19 protein-coding genes are annotated in these 23,003 nt (G+C 69.0%); 8 read left to right on the plus strand and 11 right to left on the minus strand.

Annotated elements, in window-relative coordinates:
* The first annotated feature begins 28 nt into the window (after positions 1-28).
* From G4D83_RS30495 to G4D83_RS30515, 5 genes are all read left to right on the plus strand, one after another.
* Positions 29-1,726, plus strand: coding sequence for a M28 family metallopeptidase (locus G4D83_RS30495; protein WP_205522749.1), 1,698 nt, complete (start codon positions 29-31; stop codon positions 1,724-1,726).
* Between the two features lie 84 nt (positions 1,727-1,810).
* Positions 1,811-3,904, plus strand: coding sequence for an excinuclease ABC subunit UvrB (gene uvrB, locus G4D83_RS30500; protein WP_163868374.1), 2,094 nt, complete (start codon positions 1,811-1,813; stop codon positions 3,902-3,904).
* Positions 3,905-3,916: 12 nt separating this feature from the next.
* Positions 3,917-5,857: an excinuclease ABC subunit UvrC gene (uvrC, locus tag G4D83_RS30505; RefSeq protein ID WP_163868375.1), complete on the plus strand. Its 1,941-nt coding sequence runs from the start codon at positions 3,917-3,919 to the stop codon at positions 5,855-5,857.
* A gap of 134 nt (positions 5,858-5,991) precedes the next feature.
* Positions 5,992-6,510, plus strand: a complete 519-nt coding sequence (locus G4D83_RS30510; protein WP_163868376.1) for a DUF507 family protein — start codon at positions 5,992-5,994, stop codon at positions 6,508-6,510.
* Positions 6,511-6,580: 70 nt separating this feature from the next.
* Complete coding sequence (locus tag G4D83_RS30515; RefSeq protein WP_163868377.1) at positions 6,581-8,086, plus strand: hypothetical protein; 1,506 nt, start codon at positions 6,581-6,583, stop codon at positions 8,084-8,086.
* 266 nt (positions 8,087-8,352) lie between these two features.
* Here G4D83_RS30515 and G4D83_RS30520 read toward each other — a convergent pair whose 3' ends face one another.
* Positions 8,353-8,715, minus strand: coding sequence for a hypothetical protein (locus tag G4D83_RS30520; protein ID WP_176437153.1), 363 nt, complete (start codon positions 8,713-8,715; stop codon positions 8,353-8,355).
* A gap of 66 nt (positions 8,716-8,781) precedes the next feature.
* The gene (locus G4D83_RS30525; RefSeq protein WP_163868379.1) at positions 8,782-9,672 is read right to left on the minus strand and encodes an SDR family oxidoreductase; all 891 of its coding nucleotides are present in this window, start codon (positions 9,670-9,672) and stop codon (positions 8,782-8,784) included.
* A 111-nt stretch (positions 9,673-9,783) separates the two neighbouring features.
* Between G4D83_RS30525 and G4D83_RS30530 the strand changes: the two genes are divergently transcribed.
* Positions 9,784-10,677, plus strand: coding sequence for a LysR family transcriptional regulator (locus G4D83_RS30530; RefSeq protein WP_163868380.1), 894 nt, complete (start codon positions 9,784-9,786; stop codon positions 10,675-10,677).
* 36 nt (positions 10,678-10,713) lie between these two features.
* Here G4D83_RS30530 and G4D83_RS30535 read toward each other — a convergent pair whose 3' ends face one another.
* From G4D83_RS30535 to G4D83_RS30560, 6 genes are all read right to left on the minus strand, one after another.
* Positions 10,714-12,051, minus strand: coding sequence for a di-heme oxidoreductase family protein (locus tag G4D83_RS30535; protein ID WP_163868381.1), 1,338 nt, complete (start codon positions 12,049-12,051; stop codon positions 10,714-10,716).
* A 28-nt stretch (positions 12,052-12,079) separates the two neighbouring features.
* On the minus strand, positions 12,080-13,183 hold the full coding sequence (locus tag G4D83_RS30540; protein ID WP_163868382.1) for an imelysin family protein: 1,104 nt from the start codon (positions 13,181-13,183) through the stop codon (positions 12,080-12,082).
* Positions 13,184-13,231: 48 nt separating this feature from the next.
* Positions 13,232-14,752 carry a hypothetical protein gene (locus tag G4D83_RS30545; protein WP_163868383.1) on the minus strand — a complete coding sequence of 507 codons (1,521 nt, stop codon included), beginning with the start codon at positions 14,750-14,752 and terminating at the stop codon, positions 13,232-13,234.
* 122 nt (positions 14,753-14,874) lie between these two features.
* A complete protein-coding gene (locus G4D83_RS30550; protein ID WP_163868384.1) occupies positions 14,875-15,792 on the minus strand; it encodes a DUF3108 domain-containing protein in 918 nt (305 codons plus the stop codon).
* A gap of 21 nt (positions 15,793-15,813) precedes the next feature.
* Positions 15,814-17,505, minus strand: coding sequence for a DUF4091 domain-containing protein (locus tag G4D83_RS30555; protein ID WP_163868385.1), 1,692 nt, complete (start codon positions 17,503-17,505; stop codon positions 15,814-15,816).
* A 25-nt stretch (positions 17,506-17,530) separates the two neighbouring features.
* A complete protein-coding gene (locus G4D83_RS30560; protein ID WP_163868386.1) occupies positions 17,531-18,337 on the minus strand; it encodes a DUF3108 domain-containing protein in 807 nt (268 codons plus the stop codon).
* Between the two features lie 323 nt (positions 18,338-18,660).
* On the opposite strand from G4D83_RS30560, the gene G4D83_RS30565 reads away from it, so the two are divergent.
* Positions 18,661-18,873: a hypothetical protein gene (locus tag G4D83_RS30565; RefSeq protein WP_163868387.1), complete on the plus strand. Its 213-nt coding sequence runs from the start codon at positions 18,661-18,663 to the stop codon at positions 18,871-18,873.
* 28 nt (positions 18,874-18,901) lie between these two features.
* Here the strand turns inward: G4D83_RS30565 and G4D83_RS30570 are convergent, their stop codons facing one another.
* Together G4D83_RS30570 and G4D83_RS30575 are read right to left on the minus strand one after the other, a co-directional pair.
* Complete coding sequence (locus G4D83_RS30570; protein ID WP_163868388.1) at positions 18,902-19,573, minus strand: YggS family pyridoxal phosphate-dependent enzyme; 672 nt, start codon at positions 19,571-19,573, stop codon at positions 18,902-18,904.
* 2 nt (positions 19,574-19,575) lie between these two features.
* The gene (locus tag G4D83_RS30575) at positions 19,576-20,169 is read right to left on the minus strand and encodes a Maf family protein (RefSeq protein ID WP_163868389.1); all 594 of its coding nucleotides are present in this window, start codon (positions 20,167-20,169) and stop codon (positions 19,576-19,578) included.
* Between the two features lie 58 nt (positions 20,170-20,227).
* On the opposite strand from G4D83_RS30575, the gene G4D83_RS30580 reads away from it, so the two are divergent.
* Complete coding sequence (locus tag G4D83_RS30580) at positions 20,228-21,328, plus strand: sensor domain-containing diguanylate cyclase (protein ID WP_163868390.1); 1,101 nt, start codon at positions 20,228-20,230, stop codon at positions 21,326-21,328.
* A gap of 98 nt (positions 21,329-21,426) precedes the next feature.
* Here the strand turns inward: G4D83_RS30580 and G4D83_RS30585 are convergent, their stop codons facing one another.
* The gene (locus G4D83_RS30585) at positions 21,427-22,998 is read right to left on the minus strand and encodes a peptidylprolyl isomerase (protein WP_205522750.1); all 1,572 of its coding nucleotides are present in this window, start codon (positions 22,996-22,998) and stop codon (positions 21,427-21,429) included.
* Positions 22,999-23,003: the final 5 nt, after the last annotated feature.

Genomic DNA, 23,003 nt, shown 5'->3' on the forward strand with positions numbered 1-23,003 from the left:
GGGCCTTCGTGTTAGGGCTCGGGGCACCATGAAGCACCTGCTGTCACTGTTCCTGGCCCTGACGTCCGTTCCCGCGCTCGCGCAGCGCGCGCCGTTGAGCACCCCCGCGGAGAAGGTCGCCGCGAGCAGCATCGACCCGGACGTGTTGCGCGCGCACGTGCGCTTTCTCGCGAGTGACTTGCTCGAGGGCCGAGGCCCCGGCACCCGGGGCGACGCGCTGGGACAGGCGTACATCGCCGCGCAACTGGAGTCCCTGGGGTTGAAGCCCGCAGGCACGGACGGCACGTACTTCCAGCCGTTCGACCTGGTGGGTGTCACCGGCCATCCGGAGACGATGTCCATTCGCGCGCCGCTGGGCACGGCGGAGCTGAAGTTCCACGAGGACTTCATCGCGGTGTCCGGCGTGCAGGTGCCGGAGTCGAAGCTGGAGGCGTCCGAGCTGGTCTTCGTCGGCTACGGCATCCAGGCGCCGGAGTACGCGTGGGACGACTTCAAGGGGATGGACCTGCGCGGCAAGACGCTGCTCATCCTCAACAGCGACCCGGAGGATGATCCCCACCTCTTCGCGGGCCGGACGCGGCTCTGGTACGGCCGCTGGGATTACAAGTACGAGCAGGCGGCGAAGGTGGGCGCGGCGGGCGCCATCATCCTCCACACCACCGCCAGCGCGGGCTATCCGTGGCAGGTGGTGCAGTCGTCGTGGACGGGCGAGCAGTTCGAGCTGCCCGCGACGTCGGGCCCCCGCCTCCAGGTGAAGGCCTGGACGACGGAGGACGCCACGCGTCGGATGTTGCAGCTCGCGGGTCGAGAGCTGGAGACGCTCCGGGCCTCCGCGCAGTCGCGCGACTTCCAGCCGGTGCCGCTGGGCGTGACGGTGTCCACGCGCTTCGCCAACGACGTGCGTCGCCGTCCCACGGCCAACGTGCTGGCGATGTTGCCCGGAAGCGACGCGAAGCTGTCAGGCGAGGTGGTGCTCTACAGCGCGCACCATGACCACCTGGGCAAGAAGGAGGGTGGCAAGCCGGGCGAGGACACCATCTACAACGGCGCGCTCGACAACGCGGCGGGCGTGTCAGCGATGCTCGCGGTCGCGCGGGCCTACCGTGCGATGCCCCAGGCTCCACGACGCTCCATCCTCTTCGCCGCCGTGGCAGCGGAGGAGCAGGGCCTCCTGGGTTCGCAATATCTGGCCGAGCACCCGCCCGTGCCCGCCGGCCGCGTCGCCGCCAACGTCAACATCGACGGCGCCAACATCCACGGCCGCACGCGCGACATCACCGTCATCGGCCTGGGCAAGTCCAACCTGGACGGTGTCATCACCGCGCTGGCGAAGACGCAGAACCGAGTGGTGAAGGCGGACCAGTTGTCGGACCGGGGCTTCTTCTACCGCTCGGACCAGTTCAACTTCGCCAGGCGCGGCATCCCCGCCGCCTACTTCGGCAGCGGCATGGACTTCATCGGTCGCCCGGAAGGCTGGGGCCGCCAGCAGCGCGAGGCCTGGGAGGCGAAGCACTACCACCAGCCCTCCGACGAGCTGCGCCCGGACTGGGACATGACGGGCGCGGTGGAGGACGCGCGCCTGTTCTTCCTGCTCGGAGCCCACGTCGCGCGCGCGACGGAGCTGCCGCGCTGGAACAAGGGGGACGAGTTCGAGGCCGCTCGCCTGGAGGCGCTGGAGGCACTCAAGGCCCCCCGGACACCTCCCTCCGAGGGGGCATCGAAGTAGGGCGGGAACCGCTCCGTCCGCCGCTCGACGGGCGGGTACAAATGTCCAGTGTTTCGCCCCGCGAGGGTGTTAAACCTCGCGGATATGCCTGAGTTCCAGATCGTCAGCGACCACCGGCCCGAGGGAGACCAGCCCAGGGCCATTGGCGAGCTCACGGAGGGCGTGCAGCGGGGCGACCGCTACCAGACGCTCCTGGGCGTCACCGGGTCCGGAAAGACGTTCACCATGGCGAACATCATCGCCAACGTGCAGCGTCCCACGCTGGTCATCGCCCACAACAAGACGCTGGCCGCGCAGCTCTACGGCGAGTTCAAGGGCCTCTTCCCGAACAACGCCGTCGAGTACTTCGTCTCGTACTACGACTACTACCAGCCCGAGGCCTACGTCCCGTCGTCGGACACCTTCATCGAGAAGGACTCGTCCATCAACGACAACATCGAGCGGATGCGCCACTCGGCCACCCACTCGCTGCGCACGCGCGACGACGTGGTGATTGTGGCCAGCGTGTCCTGCATCTACGGCCTGGGCGCGGCCCGGAGCTACGTGGACCTGGCGGTGCGCGTGGACGTGGGCGGGGAGATGGGGCGCGACACGTTCATGCGCCGCCTGGTGGAGAGTCAGTACGACCGCAACGACATGGACTTCCACCGAGGCACCTTCCGCACGCGCGGCGATACCGTGGAGGTGTTTCCCGCCTACGAGGAGGAGCGCGCGGTGCGCGTCAGCTTCTTCGGCGACGAGGTGGAGCGAATCACCGAGTTCGACCCGCTGCGCGGCGTCACGCTGGGCACGCTCGACAAAATCGTCATCTTCCCCGCCAGCCACTACGTCGCGGGCGAGGACATGCGCAAGCGCGCGCTGCAGACCATCCGCGACGAGCTGTCCGAGCAACTGCAGACGTTCAAGCGCGAGGGGAAGCTGCTGGAGGCGCAGCGGCTGGAGCAGCGCACGATGTTCGACCTGGAGATGATTGAGCAGGTCGGCTACTGCAACGGCATCGAGAACTACTCGCGGCACTTCTCGGGCCGCTCCACGGGCGAGCCGCCCCCGTGCCTCATCGACTACTTCCCGCGCAACCTGCTGGTCCTCATCGACGAGAGCCACCAGACGGTGCCGCAGATTGGCGCGATGTACCGTGGCGACCGCGCGCGCAAGGAGACGCTGGTCAACTTCGGCTTCCGCATGCCCAGCGCGTTGGACAACCGCCCGCTGAAGTTCGGTGAGTTCGAGGAGCTGGTGCCCCAGGCCGTCTTCGTCTCCGCCACGCCGTCCGAGTACGAGCTCCAGAAGTCCCAGGGCGTCGTGGTGGAGCAGATCATCCGCCCCACCGGCCTGACGGACCCGGAAGTGGAGACGCGCCCGGTCGGCAACCAGGTCGATGACCTGCTCGAGGAGGTGCGCCTGCGCGTCACGCGCAACGAGCGCGTCCTGGTGACGACGCTCACCAAGCGCATGGCGGAGGACCTCACCGAGTACTACGCGGACGTGGGCGTGCGCGTGCGCTACCTGCACTCGGACATCGACGCGATTGAGCGCATGGCCATCATCCGGGACTTGCGCAAGGGCGAGTTCGACGTGCTGGTGGGCATCAACCTGCTGCGCGAGGGCCTGGACATCCCCGAGGTGTCCCTGGTCGCCATCCTCGACGCGGACAAGGAGGGCTTCCTGCGCAGCCACGTGTCGCTCATCCAGACCATCGGCCGCGCCGCGCGCAACCTGAATGGCCGCGTCATCATGTACGCGGACTCCATCACCGACTCGATGAAGAAGGCGCTGGAGGAGACGTCGCGCCGCCGCGAAATCCAGCGGCAGCACAACAAGGCCCACGGCATCACCCCTCGCTCCATCAAGAGCAACATCACCAACTTCTCCGAGCACGCCTACGACGCGGAGGGCAGCGGCACGTTGCCCATGGCGGCCGAGGGTGAGGACGACGTGCTCGACGCGAAGGAGATCAAGCGGCTGGTGAAGGAGTTCACCGAGGAGATGCAGCGCGCCGCCGAGTCGATGGAGTTCGAGAAGGCCGCCGAGTACCGGGACAAGGTGCAACTGCTCAAGGACATGGACCTGGGGCTCAAGCCCGCCTCACGCTTCCTGTTGAAGGGGCCGGCGAAGGCGCCGGACGGCGCCCCGAAGCGGGGACGGGGCAAGGGCGGCCGGGCGCGAGGGCGCCGTTAGGAGGCGTCTGCCATGGACGTGAAGCTCCAGGAGAAGCTCGACGCCCTTCCCACCGAGCCCGGCGTGTACCTGATGAAGGACCGCCGGGGTCAAATCATCTACGTGGGCAAGGCCATCAACCTGCGCAGCCGCGTGCGCTCGTACTTCACGCGCACCGGGGACACGCGCGTCTTCGTGTCGCTGCTGGATGAGCTGCTCGGCGACCTCGACACGGTGCTCGTCCACAACGAGAAGGAGGCGCTGCTCCTCGAGAACGAGCTCATCAAGAAGCACCGCCCGCGCTTCAACGTCCTGCTCAAGGACGACAAGCAGTTCATCTCCCTGCGCCTGGACCGCACCCACGCCTATCCGCGCCTGGAAGTCGTCCGCAAGTACGAGCGCGACGGCGCGCGCTACTTCGGCCCGTACTCCAGCGCGGGCGCCATCCGCGAGACGCTGCGCATCATCAACCGCTACTTCCGCCTGCGCACCTGCACGGACCACGTGCTGGCCAACCGCAAGCGGCCCTGTCTGCTGTTCCAGATCGGCCGCTGCCCGGCGCCCTGCGTCCACCCGGTGCCCGAGGACGACTACCACCGCAGCGTGGACGAGGTGGTGATGTTCCTGGAGGGCAAGGCCAGCGAACTGGTGGAGGGCCTCCGCCTGCGCATGAAGCGCTCGGCCCAGGAGCTGAAGTTCGAGGAGGCCGCGCGCGTGAGAGACCAGCTCCTGGCGATTGAGCGCAGCCTGGAGCGCCAGAAGATCGCCACCACGGACTTCAAGGACCAGGACGTCTTCGCGCTGTTCCGCGAAGGCGACCGCATCATGTTCTACGTCCTCTGGGTGCGGCAGGGCCGGCTCAACGGCGGCCAGGCCTTCCCCTTCGGCAACCAGGAGTTCCCCAACGAGGAGCTGCTCGCCTCGTTCGTGAACCTCTACTACGACCAGGGCAGCTTCGTGCCGGAGGAGGTGCTGCTGCCGCTGGACCCCGAGGACGGCACGGAAGGACTCGAGGGTCTGCTCACCGAGCGGAAGGGCGAGCGCGTGCGCGTGCTGGTCCCCAAGCGAGGGGAGAAGCACGAACTGGTGCAGATGGCGGTGAAGAACGCCGAACAGGCCTTCCTGGAGCGCCGCCGCACCAAGGACGAGACGGACCAGGTGCTCTCGCGCCTCCAACAGCGGCTGAACCTCAAGAACTTTCCGCGCCGCATGGAGTGCTTCGACATCTCGCACTTCCAGAGCTCCGCCATCGTCGCCTCGCAGGTGGCCGTCACCGACGGCGAAGCGGACAAGTCCCGGTACCGGAAGTACAAGATCAAGACGCTGGAGAAGCAGGACGACTTCGCCAGCATGTACGAGGTCGTGACGCGCCGCCTCAAACGGGGGCTGGAGGACGGAGATCTGCCGGACCTGCTCGTCATCGACGGCGGCAAGGGGCAGCTCGCCAGCGCTCACGCCGCCATGAAGGACCTGGGCGTGGACTCCGTCGACGTCGTCGGCCTGGCCAAGAGCCGAGACCTGGAGGTCTTCGACCGGGACGCGGAGAGCGCGAAGAGCCCCGAACGGGTGTTCGTCGTGGGGCGAAAGGACCCCATCGTCCTGGCGCAGAACTCGGCGGAGATGTTCATGCTGACGCGCATGAGGGACGAGGCGCACCGCTTCGCCATCACCTTCCAGAAGCAGGTGATGCGCAAGAGCCGGGTGCGCTCGGCGCTGGAGGACATTCCGGGGGTGGGGGAGGTGCGGCGCAAGACGCTCTTGCGGCACTTCGGTTCACTCAAACGCGTGGGCGAGGCGAGCATCGAGGAGCTGGCGGAAGTCGTGGGCCCGGCCGTCGCGGAGCGTGTCCATGCGGGGCTTCACGGACACCCTGACGAAGAGGCCGAGGACCCTGTCCGGGAAGCATCCCTCGACGATGCCGTCGAACCGGCGAACGAAAAATCGCAGGGAGGGTCGCCACCCGGTGCCGCGTGATTAATTTCCACTTCGGACTGCGGGGGAAGTGCGCTGGAACCGCGACGTTCCTGGGGTTTTTAATTGCGACTGGGCTCGGCGCTGATTTATAGCGGTTGACGATTCGAGCCGTCCAAAGAGGGCGAGGGACCGACATGAGGCTGTATCCGAAGGTGATCCCGATCATCTCGCGAGAAGCGATTCAGCGGCTCATGCAGGATGCGGACATCGAGGTGGAGCCGATGCGCGTGGCCGACGCCGAGATGGACCTGTCGGCGATCATGCGTGAGTACCTGGCGAACGAAGAGCGTGTGAACCAGGCGACGCGAGAGGCCCTGGAGCGTCGCGGATATGACTACTCCAAGTTCAACCAGGTGAAGCGCGAGATGGCGGATGTCCGCGGCTTCAAGATGGGGGACGAGGGCATCGAGTTCGTCATCAACCAGATGATCGAATTCCTCCTCATCAGCCGGAACGTCGAGGAGGTCTTCGCGGCCGACAACGTCATCCGCCAGAAGATCTTCGCGGTGATGAAGCATCACCTGGACGTGGATGATGAAATCGACAAGGAGGCTCGCTCCCGGCTGAAGCATCTGCAGGAGGGCACCAGCGCCTTCGACATCGAGTACAACAAGACGGTGGAGCAGATCCGCCGGGCTCGAGGCCTCATCTAGTCTTCTTGGAGAGAGGGGACTGCCGTTCCCCGCTCCGCTGCCTACCTTGTTCCACAAGGAGGCAGCGTCGATGGCGGGACCTCTCACCACGTTTCTGTTGTCCGGGTTGCTGGCCGCGGGGCCAGGCGGGTTCACGTTCGAGGGCCGGCAGGCCAGCGCGCGGACCGAGCATCCGGACGGTTTCTTCATCCAGGGACCTCTGCCCTTCACCGACCTGGCCGAAACCGGCCGAGGGAGCGCGGAGCTCACCGTCGAGGACCGGGTGGACCTCCCGGAGGCCACGTACGGCGACAAGGCGGCCTTCTCCTCGTTGTTCCGGCTGGGAGCCACCGACTACCGGGTGGAGCTGTCCCATGCCGGTTTCCCGCCCCCCCAGGCCCTTGGGCAGGCGCCCTTCCGGCCGCTCCCTCCCCCTCCGCCGCATACGGTGGGCGGCGGCGTGCTGCTGAACGTCCCGCTCTACGGCAACAGCGGGCTGGGGTGGTCCGCGATGACCCGGACGCATGCCGCGGTGGCGGTCTGGGGCGTGGGCAGCGTGTGGCGCAACGGGCGGCTGCTGACGGATACGGCCTTCGTGCACGTGGCGGCGCTGGACGCGGGGGCCTTCGCGGACGACGACACGCACCGGATGCTGCGTCAGGCGCGCGTGGGGGACACGGAGCTGGTGGTGCTCGTGTGGAACCTGCCTCCGGAGGCGGAGCCTCGAGGGTTCATCCAGTTCGTCTTCGAGGACGTGGCCATCAACGTGGATGGGGTGGCGCTGCGCTCGGTGGAGGTGGTGGAGAACACGGGCCACGTGACGGGAGATCCCTACTTGCTGACGCCAGTGCCGGCGAGCGTCTATCCCGGTGTGCCGCCCCTGCTTCCGCCCGCGCCGGTGCAGCCGCAGGCGACGGGAGGCAGCGGGCTGTCGACGACGGCCACGGCGGGCCAGGACGCGTCGCTGGTCATTCCCGAAGGCCCCACGCGGGTGCTGGTGGGCGGGAGTGATGGCCAGGCGGTGACGGAAGGCGGGGTTGCATTGGACACGGGCGCGAATGCCCTCGTGACGCCGCAAGAGCCCGAGGTGACGAGTGGGGTGTCCCCGATTTCGAGCACGCCGAATCCGCCGGTGAACACTTCGACGGTGTTCCCTGGGACGCCCGTGTTGAGCCCGGGGTTCACGACGGTGGCGCCGGGGACGGCGGCCCCGAGCGTGAACACGACGACGAGCGTCTTCGGGACTCCGACGAGCCTGTCGACCACGGGCTCGTTCTCCGTGCCGTCGCAGACGGCGCTGCCCAGCTTCGATGCGTTCTCCGGGACGGCGCAGGTGAGCCCGGGCATCATCGGCACCGCGCCGCCGCTGAACGCCGACCCCGCGGCACCGCCCGCGGCGCTGCTGGGGGCTCCCGCGCCGCTCAACTCCGCGTCCGCGCCACCGCTGCTGGGTTCTCCCACGCCGCTGAATGCGACGCCGGCCATTGGCCTGCCCGCCACGCCGACGCCGGGCAATGCGGCGTCCGCGACAGGCGTGGGTTCCACCGTGGCGCCAGCGGCGGGGCCGGCGGCACCGGCGGGGACACCCGCGAACTGAGGGGATGCTTCCGAGGCCAGGGTCGCGCGGGTCACGCCCTCGGCCTCGGGAGAGAATGTGCCGGCGGATGCGGCCACTCCCTGGAGTCGAGGGCCGCGAGACTCCAGCGGGTCGGTCGGATGAAGGGCGACGGTCCGAGGAGTCCGCTGGATGCGTCTCGCGCCTCTTGAAGAAGGTTCGCGTGCGGAGCGGTTCTGACGCCGCGCGCGAGCGGGCGCCGGTGGTGTCACCTGGTCGACACTGTCGAGGACGGACGCGCGTCCCGCTTAGCGAGCGCGCGAAGGGGGCGTCTGCCGCGCCATCGCGGCGGCCTGGGCCAGCCGCTTGCGGAGCTGGAGCACCAGGTGCTGCAGGTAGTCGAGCCGCTCGATGATTCGCGGGTCATCTCCCGCGTTCACCAGGTTCACCGGCGTCAGCGGCCCCGTGCGCAGCGTGCCGAGCAGGTCCGAGAAGTGGGCCTCCACGTCGCCGAGCGCATCCAGCCCTTCTCTCAAATCGTCCTCGAGCAGATCCACGAGCACGGCCGCGTCGGTGCGGGCGGGGAGGGCACGGGCCAGTCGTTCGGCGGCCACTCGGACCGGGTCGGCCTGGCGCGACAGCACGGGGGCGGCGAGGGCGAGAGGGGGCATGGCCTCGACGCTACAGGCCCGTAGCACTCCGTCAATTTTCCCGCCCCCGCCTCGGTGCCGAGGACTTCAGCGCGCCGCGGCCTTGAGCGTCTCGCGATGGCTCGTCAGGAAGGTCGCCACGCTGGTGGGGGCCTTGCCCGTGAGCTCCGCGACACTTCCGGTCGCCTCGGCCATGAGTCCCCGGGCCACCGCCACGTCGAATGAGGCATAGGCCTCCGCCAGCGGTGCCGGAAGCCCGTGGGACACCATGCCCGCCTTGAGGCTCTCCGCATCCACCGGAACGAACTGCACGGGACGACCGGACAGCTCGCCCGCCAGCCGCGCCAGCTCCGCGTGACTCACCGCCGAGGGCCCCGTGACTTCCAGCGTGCGCTTGCCATCGAAAGTCGACGTCAGCGCGGCGACGGCGATGCGAGCGCAGTCCTCGCGGGTGACGTACGCCGTCGAGCCCGTGCCGGTGGCGGCCACGAGCTGCCCCGTCGCGATGGCCTGAGGGAGGCTGTGCAGCAGCAGGTCCGCGTAGAGGTTGTTGCGCAGCACGGTGTAGCCCAGCCCGCTCTTGGCCAGTGCCTGCTCCGTCTGCCAGTGGTCCTGCGCGAAGGTGACGGGGGAGCCCGGCTCGGGACGCGTGAGCGACGTGTAGACGACGTGCCGGACACCCGCGCGACGAGCGGCGTCCACGGCGCTCTGGTGCTGGGTGATGCGGCGACCCGGGACATCGAGCGAGTCCGTGCTGATGAGCAGCAGCCGCTCCGCTCCCGCGAAGGCGGCGTCGAGCGACTTCGCGTCATCGAAGTCCGCCTTGCGCACCGTGACGCCGCGAGCCGCGAGGTCCGCGAGCTTCGAGGGCTCCCGGGTGGTGACGATGAGCGAGTCGGGGTGGGATTCCAGGAGCAACTCCACGACGCGACGGCCAAGGTGGCCGGACGCGCCGGTGACGAGCAGGGTGGCGGACATGGGGACTCTCCAGGGCAGCGAGGTGAAATCAGCTTCGGCCCATGGGTTAATCCCCGGACTCCGTCCTGCACAATGCCGTCTCGTGGAGCATACTGTTCCACAGGAGGAACAATGGACCTCAACCAGCTCGCGCTCTTCGTCGCCGTCGCGGAAGGAGCCAGCTTCTCCACCGCCGCGAAGAAGCTGGGCATGCCGAAGTCCTCGGTGAGTCGAGGCATCTCCAGTCTGGAGTCCTCGCTGGGCGTGCAGCTCCTCCACCGCACGACGCGTCGGGTGGCGCTCAGCACCGCGGGGCAGGCGCTGTATGAACGCGTATCTCCCATGCTCGCCTCGCTGAGCAAGTCGGTGGGGGAGTTGCCTGAGTTGGAGGAGGAGCCCTCCGGCGAGCTTCGGCTGACGGCGGTGGTGGATTGGGGCACCACCGTGCTGGCGGAGATCATCACCCGCTTCGTGGCGCGCTACCCGGCGGTGAAGGTGGACCTGCACCTGGACAACCGAGTGGTGGACCTGGTGGCCGAGGGCTTCGACGCCGCGCTCAGGTTGTCCTCCAACACGCTCAAGGACTCGTCCCTGCGCGCCCGTCGACTGGGGCTCTTCTCGCTGCGCCTCTACGGCTCACCTTCGTACCTGGCGCGCCGGGGAACTCCGCGCCATCCGCGCGACCTCGCCAGCCACAGCTGGGTCTCCTTCCGGAGCGCGAAGCCCTTCTCTCTGGTGGGGCCGGGGGAGACGCTGCGCGTCCCGCAGAACGGCTCCATCCTGTGCGACGACATGTTCTTCATGAGGGAGACGCTGCGCCTGGGCGCGGGCATCGGCTTCCTGCCCACGATGCTCGCGGAGCCGGACATCACCGAGGGGCGCCTCGTCCCGGTGCTCCCGAAGTGGAGCATGCCCGGGGGAAGCGTGTGGTTCGTCTCCACCGCGGAGCGACACATGCCGCGCAAGGTGGCCGCCTTCCGCGACTTCCTGGTGGAGTCACTGAAGCAGCGCCCCTTGCCACCTTGAGCTGGAGCGCGGCGGACGTCCCGCGCCCTCCCGTTGTCAGAGCGAGCCGAGGAACTTCAGCAGCGCGGCGCGGTCCTCGCGGGACAGCGTGCGGAAGCCATCGCGCGCGGTGAGGGCCTCGCCCCCGTGCCACAGCACCGCCTCTTCCAGCGACCGGGCGCGGCCGTCATGCAGGAAGCCGGAGTAGGGCAGCACCGTGTGCGTCAGCCCCAGGCCCCACAGCGCGGGCGTACGCCACTCGGTGCCGGTGGCCGCGCCGTCCGGCCTTCCATCCGCGAGCTCCGGCCCCATGTCGTGCAGCAAGAGGTCCGTGTATGGATGGATGACCTGCGACGCGAGCTCCTCGTAGGTGGACGCGCCCGTTTCGAGCATCTCGCGGTGGCAGGACTCGCAGCCCAGCGAGCCGAACAGCTTCTCGCCGCGTTGGACGACCGGGTCCTCCAGCGCCGTGCGCGCGGGAACGCCGAGCGACTGCGAATAGAAGACAGCGGCCTCGAGGAGCTCGGGCGGGAGCTCGTGCGTCCCGTCGGGCTCCGGGAAGAGGGCGCTGCTGATGCCCATGTCGTTGAAGTACGCCTCGGCGGACTGCTGCAGCAGGTGGGGGCTGTTCGCCTTCCACCCGAAGCGCCCGGGCACGAGCGTGTGCCGCGTCGCGTCCCAGACCTCGTTCATCCGCCCGGAGATGCCGTCACCATTCCGGTCGGCCGGGTCCTCCAACGCGCGCAACGTGTCGAGCGGCACGGCTTCCAGCAGCCCCAGCCCGAACACGGGAGGAGGAAGCCGCAGCGACATCAACATGTCCGAAGGCAACGCGGAGCCATCCGACGGGACGATGCTCACTCGCGGCGAGCGCAGCGAGTACGGCGTGCCGTCCGCATGCTGTCCGGTGCGCTCCACCCACGACAGCGTGAGCGAGGCCGGTGGCGTGGTGCCATAGACGGCCTGGTCTCTCACCTGCAATCCCAGGCCGGGGACAGGCACCGCGCCGTGCGGGTGGTCCGGCACGCCGTCGGGAAGGCTCACGCGCACGAGGAGCTGGGTGCGCTGGGCCGTCGGGCCCATCACCGGCATGCCTCGCCCGTTGCGAAGATGACAGCCGTTGCAGGAGACGTTGTTGTACGTCGGACCGAGCCCTGGATTCACCCGCGAGGGCGCCGGGACGAAGATGGCCGCGAAGGCCGCGTCGCCGTCCCGGTGCAGCCGGTCGTACTCAGGTCGCAGATTGGCCGCGGGCTGGGCGAACGCCAGCGACGTGCGGTTGTCGACGGTGGTGGCCCCGCCCGCCCTCGGCGGAGCGAAAGGCACCTGGGGTGCCTCCTCTCCGCATCCAGCGGTCCACAACAGCAGGGCTCCCATCATCAAAGCACGTCGCATGGCGCTCACCTTCACTCGCTACCCTCCGTTACTTCGTCACGAGGGGCAGCACCTCACCCTGGAAGGTGTCGTGCAGGGTGCGGATGGCCTCCTGGGCCGCCGCGATCTTGGGACGCTCCGCCTCGTTCCTGATGGACTCGCGGAACGGCTCCGCGACGGCGCCCAGGGCGCTGATGGACGCGGCGATCTGCTGGCGGATTTTCACGTCGAGCGCGCTGTCCACGCCCACCACGTCGCGCAGCGACGAGCCCGTCTTCGTCTCACCCTGCAGGTGGCCCAGGTAGGCGTTCTCCACGCTGCGGACGTTGTTGGCGAAGTCCTCCAGCGAGTTGTACGCGAATTGGCTCTCCACCACGTCCGGATCCCGAGTGGTGTAGGGGTCGGCGATCTTCCCGTTGGCGACCTCGTCGAGAATCGTGGTGATGCCGCCCACCATCTCCTGCGCGGCGGCCTGCACGGACGGGTATGCGGTGTTGCCCGACTGGCCCGCGGTCGCCAGCGTGTCGCGGAACGGCGGGTTGCCGCCCAGCGACTCGGCCCACGAGCCGTGCAGCGCCTGGCCCACGGACTTCAGCTCCGCGGACAGCGCCTTCATGTACTCGAGCTCACGCGCCGTGAGCTGGTCCACCGTCTTCGTGCCGCCGCTGTTGCCGAAGATGATGTACTCCAGCGTGTGGAAGCCCTTCTGCTCGTTCGCGAGGTTGCTCACGTACTGCTGCGTGAGGGCGTCGTTGCTGGCCAGCACCGCGTCCAGCTCCGTGTGGCTCACCGGCCAGCTGTCCAGCGCCGGGTCATAGCCGAAGCTGTCCACGGGACCGAACAGGAAGCCCTCGCTCTGCTCCCAAGGGATGCGTGACGCGCGCCACGCCGCCCGGGCCGCCGTCAGCTTGTCCGCCGTGGGCGCCGCCGCCAGCGCGACACAGGCCGCGTCCATCTCGGTCAACCGCGTGGCCAGCCGCGCGTAGGTCGGCACCACGACCTTGTCCGCGAACGTGACGACGAGCTCCTGGGTGACCCTGGAGTCGTCCTCGGTGGGGTTGTTGTCGTCGTCGCCGCAGGCACCGAGGAACAGCGCGCTGGACAGGAGCGCCGGCGCGAGCGCCAGGCGGAGGGGTAGGGACATACGCTTCATGACGGACCTTTCGTTGGGGGTAGGAGACGCCGGCAACTCGGGCCGACGTCAGTAGTTGAAGCCAGTGGCGAAGCGCAGGGTGTTCTCCGGCCGGAAGTCGGAGGAGCCCAGGCGGCGATGCCCGAAGTCGAGCTTCGCGAACGCCACGTTCATCAGGTTGTAGGCCATGCCCACCGTGTAGACGGAGCGGCGGAAGCGAGGGTTGTCGTACAGCTCCTCGCGAGGCTTGAACTGCGTGTCCGCGTAGTCGTAGCGGACGAACGGGAAGAGGTGGTGCGAGTCGCTCAGGCCCACCACCGGGGCGATGTCGTAGCCAAGCTCGCCCCATACGGCCAACGCGTTGTCGGACACCGGCGTGCGCATCACGCCCAGCAGGTTGGACAGGCGCGCGTTGCGCTGCGAGACGAGCTCCGCGTTCTTCAGGTGGCCGTACATCACCAGCGCCTTCGCGCTCCACGGGCCCTTGCGCACGGAGAGGTGCGCATCCAGGAGCGTCAGCGGCGCGGACACGTAGCCGCACGGCGCCACCTCCCTGTCGTTCGTCTCCTCGCAGGTCTTCACCAGGTCCGGCTTGGGACGGTTGCGCGTGGTGTCGCCGTGATAGGCGGACACTCCGAAGGTGAAGCCGTTGAAGTGGGTGACGTCCGCCCGGAGGACGAGCGCCATGTCCGTGGCCCGCTGCACCTCGAAGCGACGCTGGTGTCCGCCCACCGCCCAGAGCTGCGAGCTGAAGCCCGTGGAGTCCAGGCCGTTCACCAACTGGCCCGTGAGCCGCAGCCCCCAGGGGAACTTGTAGCGCAGGCGCAGGCCCATCTCGTCCCAGGTGTTGGGGATGATGGCCGTCTCCGCCTCGTCGCGGTTGGTGCCCAGATAGTCGGTGGGGCGCGAGAACTCACTCAGCGTGCCCACCGCGACGTAGAAGCGGCCCACCGCGAGCGCGGCGTTCTGGCCCAGCTTCTTGGAGAGGAACATCTCCTCGACGAGGATTTCGCCGCCCTTGTCCAGCTCCTGATCGAACTCGCCGAACTCCTCGTACTCCAGCTCCATCGCGGAGCCGGTGCCGCCGTGCTCGAACTCGACCTCGACCTCCGCCTCCAGGCCGTAGTCGGGCAGTCCGCCCTTCACTTCAATCACGAAGCGGTTGGTGTCGAACTCGATGCGCGAGTCGCGCTGTGCGCCGCCCACCCGGTTCTGGTTCAGCCCGTAGTTGAAGTACGCGAACTGCAACTCACCATAGGCCGTGACGTAGACGTCGATCTTGGGACGCGAAGGCCCCAGGGGCGGAGCAGGTATCGGCGCGGTGGGAACCGCCGGAGCGGGCTCCGCGACGACGGGAGCAGGCTGCGCGGGAACGGGCTCTGCCTGGGGCGCGGAAGGCTGCTCCACGGCGGGCCCGGCCTCGGGCGCGGTGGGCGCGGAAGGCGGCTCCACGGCGGGTTCGGCCTGAGGTGCTGGGGGCGTCGCCTGGGGGCCGGCCGGAGTTTCGGCCCGGGCCACCGTGGCGGAGAGCAGCAGGGTGGAACAGAGCAGCAGGGAGGAGCTACGGACGAAGCAAGAGCGTGGGCGCATCGGAGCGGCGCGCACCCTATGCTCCAGATTTTGATTTTGCAAACCAGAATCAATTTGTGTTCAACACGAAAGGCCCGGGAATACCGCCCACCGGGCCTCTCGCAAGGGACTTCAGTCCCTCGTCACCACTTCATCTCTTCCTTGCCGGGGCCGGCCTCCTGGCGCTTCTCACCAGGGCGGCTGACGGAGGTGAGGGTGGCGCGCACGGCGCCCAGGTCCAGGGTGCCCACGGCGGCCAGGGGCAGGCGGCGCGCGTCGTCGGAGAGCCAGACGTGGACTTCGCGCTTCTGCTTGGGGCGGTCCAACCGGATGGCGGTGCCCTGCAGGTGCCACGCGGTGAACTGGCCCAGCGGCGTCGTCACCTGCTCCTTCTTGAGGACCTGTCCCTGCATGCGCCACAGCCGGCGCACGCCGTACACGTCGAAGCAGACGGACATGTTCTCCTCGAGCGGGAGCTGGCGCAGCAGGTAGATGGAGCCCGCGACGTCCAGGCCGTCCTTGTCGTAGGTGTAGTTGTACTGGCCCTTGGCGCGCTGGCCGATCTGATAGTCCACCTTGATGGCGCGGTCCTTGTGGGTGAAGGCGACCTCCACCTTGCGGCGCATCTCGTTCTCCGTGGCGTCCTCCACGTAGCGCTTGGGGCGCAGCGTCTTGGGGTTCAGCCAGGTGGTGGCGCTGCCCCGGACGCGGCGGACCTTGGAGAAGAAGGAGTTGGTCTGCGCCTCGGCGACCACGGGAATCTGCCCGTCCTGCTGCTTCTGGACGCGCAGGGTCATCGTCCCCGCCTGCGCGCCCATGGCGTCCAGGTCGAACTCGAGCACCTCGCCGGGCATGAAGGCGAGCGGCATGCGCAGCGCGGGCAGCGCCTGGGCGCAGGGCTCCACGGTGATGGGGGGCTCTTCGGGTGTCGCCGTCGCGCTCGCTTCAGCGGGCTTGTCGGCTTCGGGCTTGTCGGCCTCCGTGTCCGGAAGCTGGGCCCAGGCGGTGCCGCCGGAGGACAGCATCAGGCAGGCCGCGAGGAGGGTGCGCAGGGAGCTCATCCTTCTTCCTTCCACAAGTGACTACGGGGTGCTCTTGGGCGTGTGACGGCCCGGACGCTTCGCAAATTCGGACGTGGACCATCGCTGTCGGAGCCGGGCAGTCACGACCTGGCGGACCAGGGCCCATTCTCGCGCATCCCGGCGGATGTCCCAACCGGTGCGCACCAGGTGACGTGCCGCGTCTCGGGCGAACGCCGGGTCTCCCAGCTCGGAGAGGAGCCGGAGGTACTCGAAGTCCTCCAGGCCGTCTCGCAGGTGCTTGAGGCGGAGCGACTGCACCGGGTGGTGTCCGGAATCTCCCAGGCGGCCGGGCGTGCCTGGATAGAAGAGCGTCCCGTCGCCGTTGCCGCCGAACTCCAGGAGGTCCTTCCAGGGGTCCTTCTTCGTGTTGTAGGCGAAGACGGTGTCGAAATAGAGCTCGCCGTCCACGCCACTGGCGAACGCCAGCGGGCCCATGGCCCGGTTGAGCGGGGCGGGGTGGTCCACCATGTACGAGGCCCAGCCGCTGTAGGCCCGCTCCTGCGCGGGGTCCGGAGCGGGGCCGCCGTTGCACCCGTGGGAATTACAACTCTGATACCACCACACCTGGGTGGCGGCGGGCAGCTTCGCGCGCAGCTCCGCCAACTCATGCACGGCCGGGCAGGTGGCGGGGCCGGAGCGGGGATGGAAGCAGTTGAGCGTGGGCGCGAGGATGTCCGCGGCCGGCGCGAGCGTGTCGTCGAACGGGCTGGTGATGAGCACCCGGCTGCCTCCCGCGGCGCGCACCCGACGCGACTGCGCCAGCACCAGGGGCACGTCCTCGGGCTTCGGCTCGTCCTTGGCGTAGAAGAAGAGCTGCGCGGGCCAGCCCTTCTGGCGGAAGTGCTCGGCGAAGGCGCGGTAGTACGCCACCTTCTCCTCCTCGGTGACGGCCTGCTTGTTGTCGCGCACCTCGGCGGTGGTGAAGCGGGCGCCGGAGGAGAGCAGGGTGCCTTCGAGGAAGGGCGCCATCTCCGCGTCGTACTCGCTCCAGTCGAGGACGGCCTTGCCCTCCTCGAAGCGCACGGGAGGCGGCGTCATGCTCATGCCGTGCGCGCTCACCCGGTGCTCCAGGAGGACGCGTGCGTACGCGCGCAGCAGCTCGCGCGCCTCCGGTGAGGCGGGGGCGAGCCCGTGTCCCCGGGCGATGCTGTAGAGGGAGATGCCGAAGCTGGTGGGCAGCGAGGACGTCGCCGGCAGCACGAAGGGCTGCACGTCCACCGTGAAGGGCACCGCGACGTGCTCCACCTTGTTGAAGCGCGCGCGCAGCGTGCCCCGGTAGGTGCCCGGTGACTGGCTCTCCGGCGCGCACACCTCCACGTAGAGGACGGCGGGCAGGCTCCGGGCCTTCTCGGAGACGGGCGCGCTCAGCGGCAGCAGCGCATCGGGCCACGGGCCCTGGGCGCCCTCGCTGTTGGAGGCGAGGTGGACGTGGAGATAGCCCTCGCGCCAGAGGGACGCGCTCAGCGCTTCCCCCGGGCCGCCGAGGAACAGGGGCGTCACCTTGAGTTGCTGGACGGTGCCGGGCAGCACCACCTGCACGCCTTCGCATTCACCGCGCGCGACGCTCAGGCGGGCCTGGGGCCTGCCCTGGAGCGCGGCACCGGGCCGCACCTTCACCAGGGGAGACACCACCATTGGCTCCGGTGTGGCGGTCATCGCCGCCAGCACCACCCACGCCCAGCCCGCGCCCATCCGCTCCCGTCACTCTCCAGCGGTGCTATCCACCGCTCTCCGCGCTCGCCACCGCCATGGTGCGCCCGGGCTGGTAGTCGGTGATTTCCGCCACCACCGTGCCCAGCGCGAACTCCGCCTCCACCCGCACCGGGACGTGCCTCGCGTCCGCGGTGAAGTAGACGAACATGTCCCGCTTCGACGTCAGGCTGCCGCCGAACTCCGCCTGCACCCGCGTCTTGAAGACCTCCTGGGTGCCCAGCTCCGTCTTCATCGTCTCGCGCGACTCCACCTTGGCGCGCATGGTGAAGCTCTTGCTGCCGGTGAACACCGGGTAGGAGTACTCGCCGCCCACCGCCAGTTCCCGGTTGCGCAGCGCGAAGGTGGCGCCCGTCACGTCCAGCGTCCCCTCCACGACTTCGGCGGTGGACTCGCGCGGCGCCTCGCCTTCCTTCTGCTTGACGACGAAGACGCTCTTGCCATCCGCCTGCAGCTTGATGCGCTGGCGGCGGCGCTTGCCGTTCTCGTCCGCGTGCAAGTCACTGCCGACGACGGACTGCGTCCCTGCCTTCCAGTACGACACGAACTTGTCCTTGATGGGCCACACGCCGATGAGCGCGTCGGAGCGAGCCACCGCGACGATGGGCCACACGTCCTCGCCCCACTGCTTCATGGGAGAGCCCACCGTCACCTGCGCGGTGCCCGCTGTCACGCCGAGGTACTTCACGCGATACTGTGCCTGTTCACCGGGGCCGAACGCCGCGTTCGCGGAGGGCTCCTGAGCCAGGGCCGATGCCGACCAGACCAGGCCCGCCAGCATCGCCGCGAAACCCCAATTGGACTGCGCACGCATCGGTTGAGCTCCATCGCTTGGAAGTTAAGTAGCCTGCCTGCTACCTGCCAGGCCCTGCCCCCGAACCATTCCCGCCACTCCACATTTCCATGGACGTGCCCGTCCCCCGGGCATTCAACGGACGCTCGTTCCCTCGCCGTGGGGGCGACGCCAGGGCCGAACGGGGACGCAGTCTCGCACGTGAGGGCCCCTTGGCGCCTCCGCGCGGTCCAGGCCCGGCCGCCCTCCAGCGAACCGGGCATGTCCACCGGCCGACACCGCTGCTAGCCTTCCGGCCCGGCGCCCGCAGCCAGGCGGCGCCTTGCCTCGGAGGCACGGAAGACATGTCCGGCAACTATGACTTCGACGATGACGACATCAAGGAGTCGTCCAAGGGCGGCGGCAAGAACAAGGAGTTCGACTGCCCCGGCTGCGACGCCAACAACCCCGTGCCTGACGGCTTCGGAGACGGTGACGAGCTGCGCTGCAACTACTGCGGCTGCGAGTACAACGTCCGTGTCAGCGCGGAAGGCCGCGTGAAGTTCAAGGAGATCTGAGGCCGCCAGCGAGCGAGCCCGGTCGTCCTCAGGTCCGCTCGCCGAAGATGGCGGTGCCCACGCGCACCCGCGTCGCGCCTGCCTCGATGGCCAGCTCGAAGTCATGCGTGGTGCCCATGGACAGCTCGGGCAGCGCGTGGCTTCGCGCCAGTTCGCGCAGCGCCTGGAAGTAGCCGCGCGCGCGGGCCTCGTCGTCGGTGGGCGGGGGCAGGGACATCAGCCCCACCAGCCGCAGGCCCGGCAGCTCGCGCACCTGGGCCAGGAAGTCGGGCAGCGCCGAGGGCTCCAGGCCGGACTTGGTGGCCTCGCCGCCCACGTTGACCTCGACGAAGCAGGGCAGGGGCGCGGCTCCCTCGCGGCGCTTGGACAGCTCGCGCGCCACTTCCAGCCGGTCCAACGCGTGGAAGGTGCTGGCCACCTTGGCCACGTACTTCACCTTGTTGGTCTGCAGCGGGCCGATGGCGTGCCAGCGCAGTCCCTCCAGGTCCGCCAGCTCCACGGCTTTGTCCCGCAGCTCCTGCGCGTAGTTCTCCCCGAAGTCGCGCTGACCCGCGGCGTAGGCCTCGCGGATCATCCCCGCGGGCTTCAGCTTGGAGACCGCCACCAGCGTCACCGACTCCACGGGGCGCCCCGCGCGAGCACACGCGGCGGCCACCCGCGCTCGCACCGCCTCCAGTCGCTCCGCGAGGTCAGCGCCCATGGTCAGCGCTTCCAGGCCAGGGGCACGCCGGCGCGCTCCATCAGCGCGAGCGTCTCCCCGAGCGGCAGGCCGACGACGTTGGTGGGGCTTCCGTCCACGGAGGCGACGAGGAAGCCGCCCTTGCCCTGGATGGCGTAGGCGCCAGCCCGGTCCACCGGCTCGCCGGTGCCGACGTACCAGGCAATCTCGGCCGCGCTCAGCTCCCGGAAGGTGACGCGCGTGCGCACCACGAGTGCCTCCTCATGACGTCCCGCGAGCGCGACGCCGGTGTGGACGTCGTGCGTCTTCCCGGACAGGCGGCCGAGCATGGCGCGGGCCTCGGCCGGGTCCTGGGGCTTGCCCAAGAGCTCCGAGCCCAGGGCCACGGTGGTATCCGCGGCCAGCACCCAGGCGCCAGGGTAGCGGGAGGCCACGACGGCGGCCTTCTCGCGCGCCAGGCGGAGGACATAGGGGCCTGCCTCCTCGCCAGGGCGGGGTGTCTCGTCGATGTCCGCCGCGGAGACGGTAAAAGTGAGACCCAGTTGCGACAGGAAGTCCTTGCGCCGGGGAGAACCCGAGGCCAGGACGAGCAACGTTTGATCAGCGTGCGTGTGCATGTTACGGCTCCAGGCGTCGCGTCCTTAGCAGACCTGCGCCTCGGAGTGGACTCTACGGATGAATCCCGCGGACCTCCTGTCGGCCATGAAGCGGACAGTGGAACAACTGGCCGCCTTCAACGAGATGGCGAAGGCGTTGACGTCCACGCTGGAGCTGCGCGAGGTGCTCGCGCTCGTCATGCAGAAGGTCAGCAGCCTGCTGCTGCCCCGGAACTGGTCCCTCATCCTCCAGGATGAGCGCACCGGGAAGCTCTACTTCGAAATCGCGGTGGGAGAGGGAGCGGGCGTCCTCAAGGGCCTGCAGCTCAACCCCGGCGAGGGCATCGCCGGCGCCGTCTTCTCCTCGGGTGTGGCCCGGCTCGTCCACGACGTGGGGGGAGACCCCAGCTTCTCGCCCCGCTTCGACGAGGCCTCCGCCTTCCACACCCGCTCCATCCTCGCCGTGCCCCTGTTGTCCAGGGGACACGTGCTGGGCGTCATCGAACTGGTCAACGGCCCCACGGACCCGCCGTTCTCCAACGACGACCTCACCACCCTCACCGCCATCGCCGACTACGCGGCCATCGCGATTGAGAACGCGCGCAACTTCCGCCGGGTGCAGGAGCTCACGATCACCGACGAGCACACCGGCTGCTACAACGCCCGGCACCTGCGCGCGCTGCTCGACACGGAGGTGAAGCGCTCAGCGCGCTTCCGCCACCCGCTGTCGCTCGTCTTCCTGGACCTGGACCACTTCAAGAGCGTCAACGACCGGCACGGGCACCTGATGGGCAGCGCCACGCTGAAGGAGGTGGGCGACCTGCTCATGGCCCTGGGGCGCAACGGCCTGGACGCCGTCTTCCGCTATGGGGGAGACGAGTTCGCCATCCTCCTGGTGGAGACCGACCAGGACGGCGCGGCCCTCATCGCCCAGCGCATCTGCGAGGCGTTCCGAGGGCGCTCCTTCCTCCAGGAGCACGGCCTGGACGTGCGCGTCACCGCCAGCGTGGGCGTGGCCACCTTCCCGGACCACGCCACCTCCGCGTTGGACCTCATCCGCTCGGCGGACTTCGCCATGTACGGGGCCAAGGCCCGGGGCCGGGACGCCATCTGCGTCGCCGAGTCCACCCCGCCCGACAACGGCAACGGCGGCCACGGCTCCGACTTCCCGGCGCGCTGAAGCTCAAGTGAACGAGCAGCACCCCGCAAAGGCCGAGGGCCGGGGAGGGGAACACCCTCGGCCCGGCCCTCGTGGGACTGCGTCGTACGGGAAGACGACTACCCGGCGCCCACCACCGAGTCGATGGCCTCGGTGTTCGTCACGACGTCGCCGTTCTTCTTCAGCGCCTTGAGGAAGGACTCCGTCACTTCAATCTGCTTGGCCTGCTGCGCCTGGGCGCGCAGGGTGTCCTTCTTCGCCTCGAAGCCCGCGGCGTCCGGCTTCTGGCGCTCCACCACCTGCGCCACCACGAAGCCCTCGCCCACGGGGAACGCCTCACCCAGCACCTGGGGACCGGTGGTCGCGAAGGCCGCCTTCACCAGCGCGGGGGAGGGACCCAGGTGCGGCACGGCCTCACCCTCGGCGGTGAAGCTGTCCGTCTCCACGGCCTCCGGACGCGTCTCCGTCTCGAAGCGCAGCAGCGCGGGCTGCTCCTTCTCCGGCGGGAACAGCTCCTTCAGCGTCTTGCCGCCCTGCACGGTGGCCAGCGCCTTCTCGGCCTCCGCCTTCGCCAGGTCCTTGGCGCGCTCCTGCTTGTAGAGCGTGGTGGCGATCTCGTCCGAGACCTCCTCCAGCTTCTTGTCCTGGGCGGGCTGCTTCTCCTCCACCTTCACCAGGTGCACGCCGAACTTCGTCTCCACCGGCTGCGTGACGCCGCCCGCGGTGAGCGCGAACGCCGCGTCCGCCAGCGCCGGCTCCCAGCTGCCACGCTCCACCCAGCCCAGGTCTCCGCCGCGCGCCTTGCTGCCGGGGTCCTCGCTGCTCTCGCGGGCCACGGTGGCGAAGTCCTTGCCGCCGTCGATCTCCTTCTTGAGCGCCTCCGCCTTCTTGAGCGCCTCCGCCTTCTGCTCGGGGGTGGCCTCCAGGGGCAGCTTCACCAGCACCTGGCGGGCGCGGATGCGCTCCGGCTGCTGGTACACGAAGCGGTTGGCCTCGTAGTAGTCCTTCATCTCCTTCTCGTGCGCCTTCTTCCAGTCCGCGAGCTGCGCGGGCGTGGGGGCCGGCACCTTGTCCGCGAACATGGTGGGCAGGAAGCGCGCGAAGACGAGCTTGGCCTGGTTGCCGTCCTTCTCGTAGCGGGCCAGGACCTCGTCATCGGAGACGACCGCGTTGGCGCGGACGACCTCAATCATCTTCTGCGCGGCCAACTGGCGGCGCAGCTCGGTCTCGAACTCCTGGGGCGTCTTCCGATAGAAGTCGCGCAGGACTTGCTGGTAGCGCGCGAAGTCGAACCCGCCCTCCTTGGCGTGGAAGTCCGTGTTCTGGTGGATGAGCTTGCGCAGCTCCTCATCGGACGGGTTGATGCCACGCTGCTCGGCCGCCTGGGCCAGGAGCTCCGTGTTCACCAACCTGTCCATCACCTGGTTGTGCATGCCGAACTGCCGGGCCACGGACTCGGGGATGGGGCTGCCCTGCGATCGCAGGAAGCTCATCTGCCGGGCCCAGGCCGTGGCGAAGTCGCGCAGCGGGATTTCCTTGCCGTTCACCTTGGCCACCGAGCCTGGAGCCGTGGTGGCGGGTCCAGAGGCGCCGAAGCCGGAGCTGCCCGGCCCGAACGAAAGCGTGAACACCACCGCGATGCCGATGATGAACAGCAGGGAAAAGACCTTCCGGGGGTTCAGACCGTCCATTGTCG

Origin of the sequence: Myxococcus eversor, assembly GCF_010894455.1 — a bacterium.
In the GTDB taxonomy this organism is placed as follows: Bacteria; Myxococcota; Myxococcia; order Myxococcales; family Myxococcaceae; genus Myxococcus; species Myxococcus eversor.

Coding starts and splice junctions, on each gene's coding strand:
- G4D83_RS30570 (WP_163868388.1), bottom strand. CDS start 19,573: ATGGGCGCTGACCTCGCGGAGCGACTGGAGGCGGTGCGAGCGCGGGTG.
- G4D83_RS30525 (WP_163868379.1), bottom strand. CDS start 9,672: ATGTCCGCCACCCTGCTCGTCACCGGCGCGTCCGGCCACCTTGGCCGT.
- G4D83_RS30530 (WP_163868380.1), top strand. CDS start 9,784: ATGGACCTCAACCAGCTCGCGCTCTTCGTCGCCGTCGCGGAAGGAGCC.
- uvrC (WP_163868375.1), top strand. CDS start 3,917: ATGGACGTGAAGCTCCAGGAGAAGCTCGACGCCCTTCCCACCGAGCCC.
- G4D83_RS30555 (WP_163868385.1), bottom strand. CDS start 17,505: ATGGGCGCGGGCTGGGCGTGGGTGGTGCTGGCGGCGATGACCGCCACA.
- G4D83_RS30510 (WP_163868376.1), top strand. CDS start 5,992: ATGAGGCTGTATCCGAAGGTGATCCCGATCATCTCGCGAGAAGCGATT.
- G4D83_RS30550 (WP_163868384.1), bottom strand. CDS start 15,792: ATGAGCTCCCTGCGCACCCTCCTCGCGGCCTGCCTGATGCTGTCCTCC.
- uvrB (WP_163868374.1), top strand. CDS start 1,811: ATGCCTGAGTTCCAGATCGTCAGCGACCACCGGCCCGAGGGAGACCAG.
- G4D83_RS30535 (WP_163868381.1), bottom strand. CDS start 12,051: ATGCGACGTGCTTTGATGATGGGAGCCCTGCTGTTGTGGACCGCTGGA.
- G4D83_RS30560 (WP_163868386.1), bottom strand. CDS start 18,337: ATGCGTGCGCAGTCCAATTGGGGTTTCGCGGCGATGCTGGCGGGCCTG.
- G4D83_RS30575 (WP_163868389.1), bottom strand. CDS start 20,169: ATGCACACGCACGCTGATCAAACGTTGCTCGTCCTGGCCTCGGGTTCT.
- G4D83_RS30580 (WP_163868390.1), top strand. CDS start 20,228: ATGAATCCCGCGGACCTCCTGTCGGCCATGAAGCGGACAGTGGAACAA.
- G4D83_RS30495 (WP_205522749.1), top strand. CDS start 29: ATGAAGCACCTGCTGTCACTGTTCCTGGCCCTGACGTCCGTTCCCGCG.
- G4D83_RS30585 (WP_205522750.1), bottom strand. CDS start 22,998: ATGGACGGTCTGAACCCCCGGAAGGTCTTTTCCCTGCTGTTCATCATC.
- G4D83_RS30515 (WP_163868377.1), top strand. CDS start 6,581: ATGGCGGGACCTCTCACCACGTTTCTGTTGTCCGGGTTGCTGGCCGCG.
- G4D83_RS30520 (WP_176437153.1), bottom strand. CDS start 8,715: ATGCCCCCTCTCGCCCTCGCCGCCCCCGTGCTGTCGCGCCAGGCCGAC.
- G4D83_RS30540 (WP_163868382.1), bottom strand. CDS start 13,183: ATGAAGCGTATGTCCCTACCCCTCCGCCTGGCGCTCGCGCCGGCGCTC.
- G4D83_RS30565 (WP_163868387.1), top strand. CDS start 18,661: ATGTCCGGCAACTATGACTTCGACGATGACGACATCAAGGAGTCGTCC.
- G4D83_RS30545 (WP_163868383.1), bottom strand. CDS start 14,752: ATGCGCCCACGCTCTTGCTTCGTCCGTAGCTCCTCCCTGCTGCTCTGT.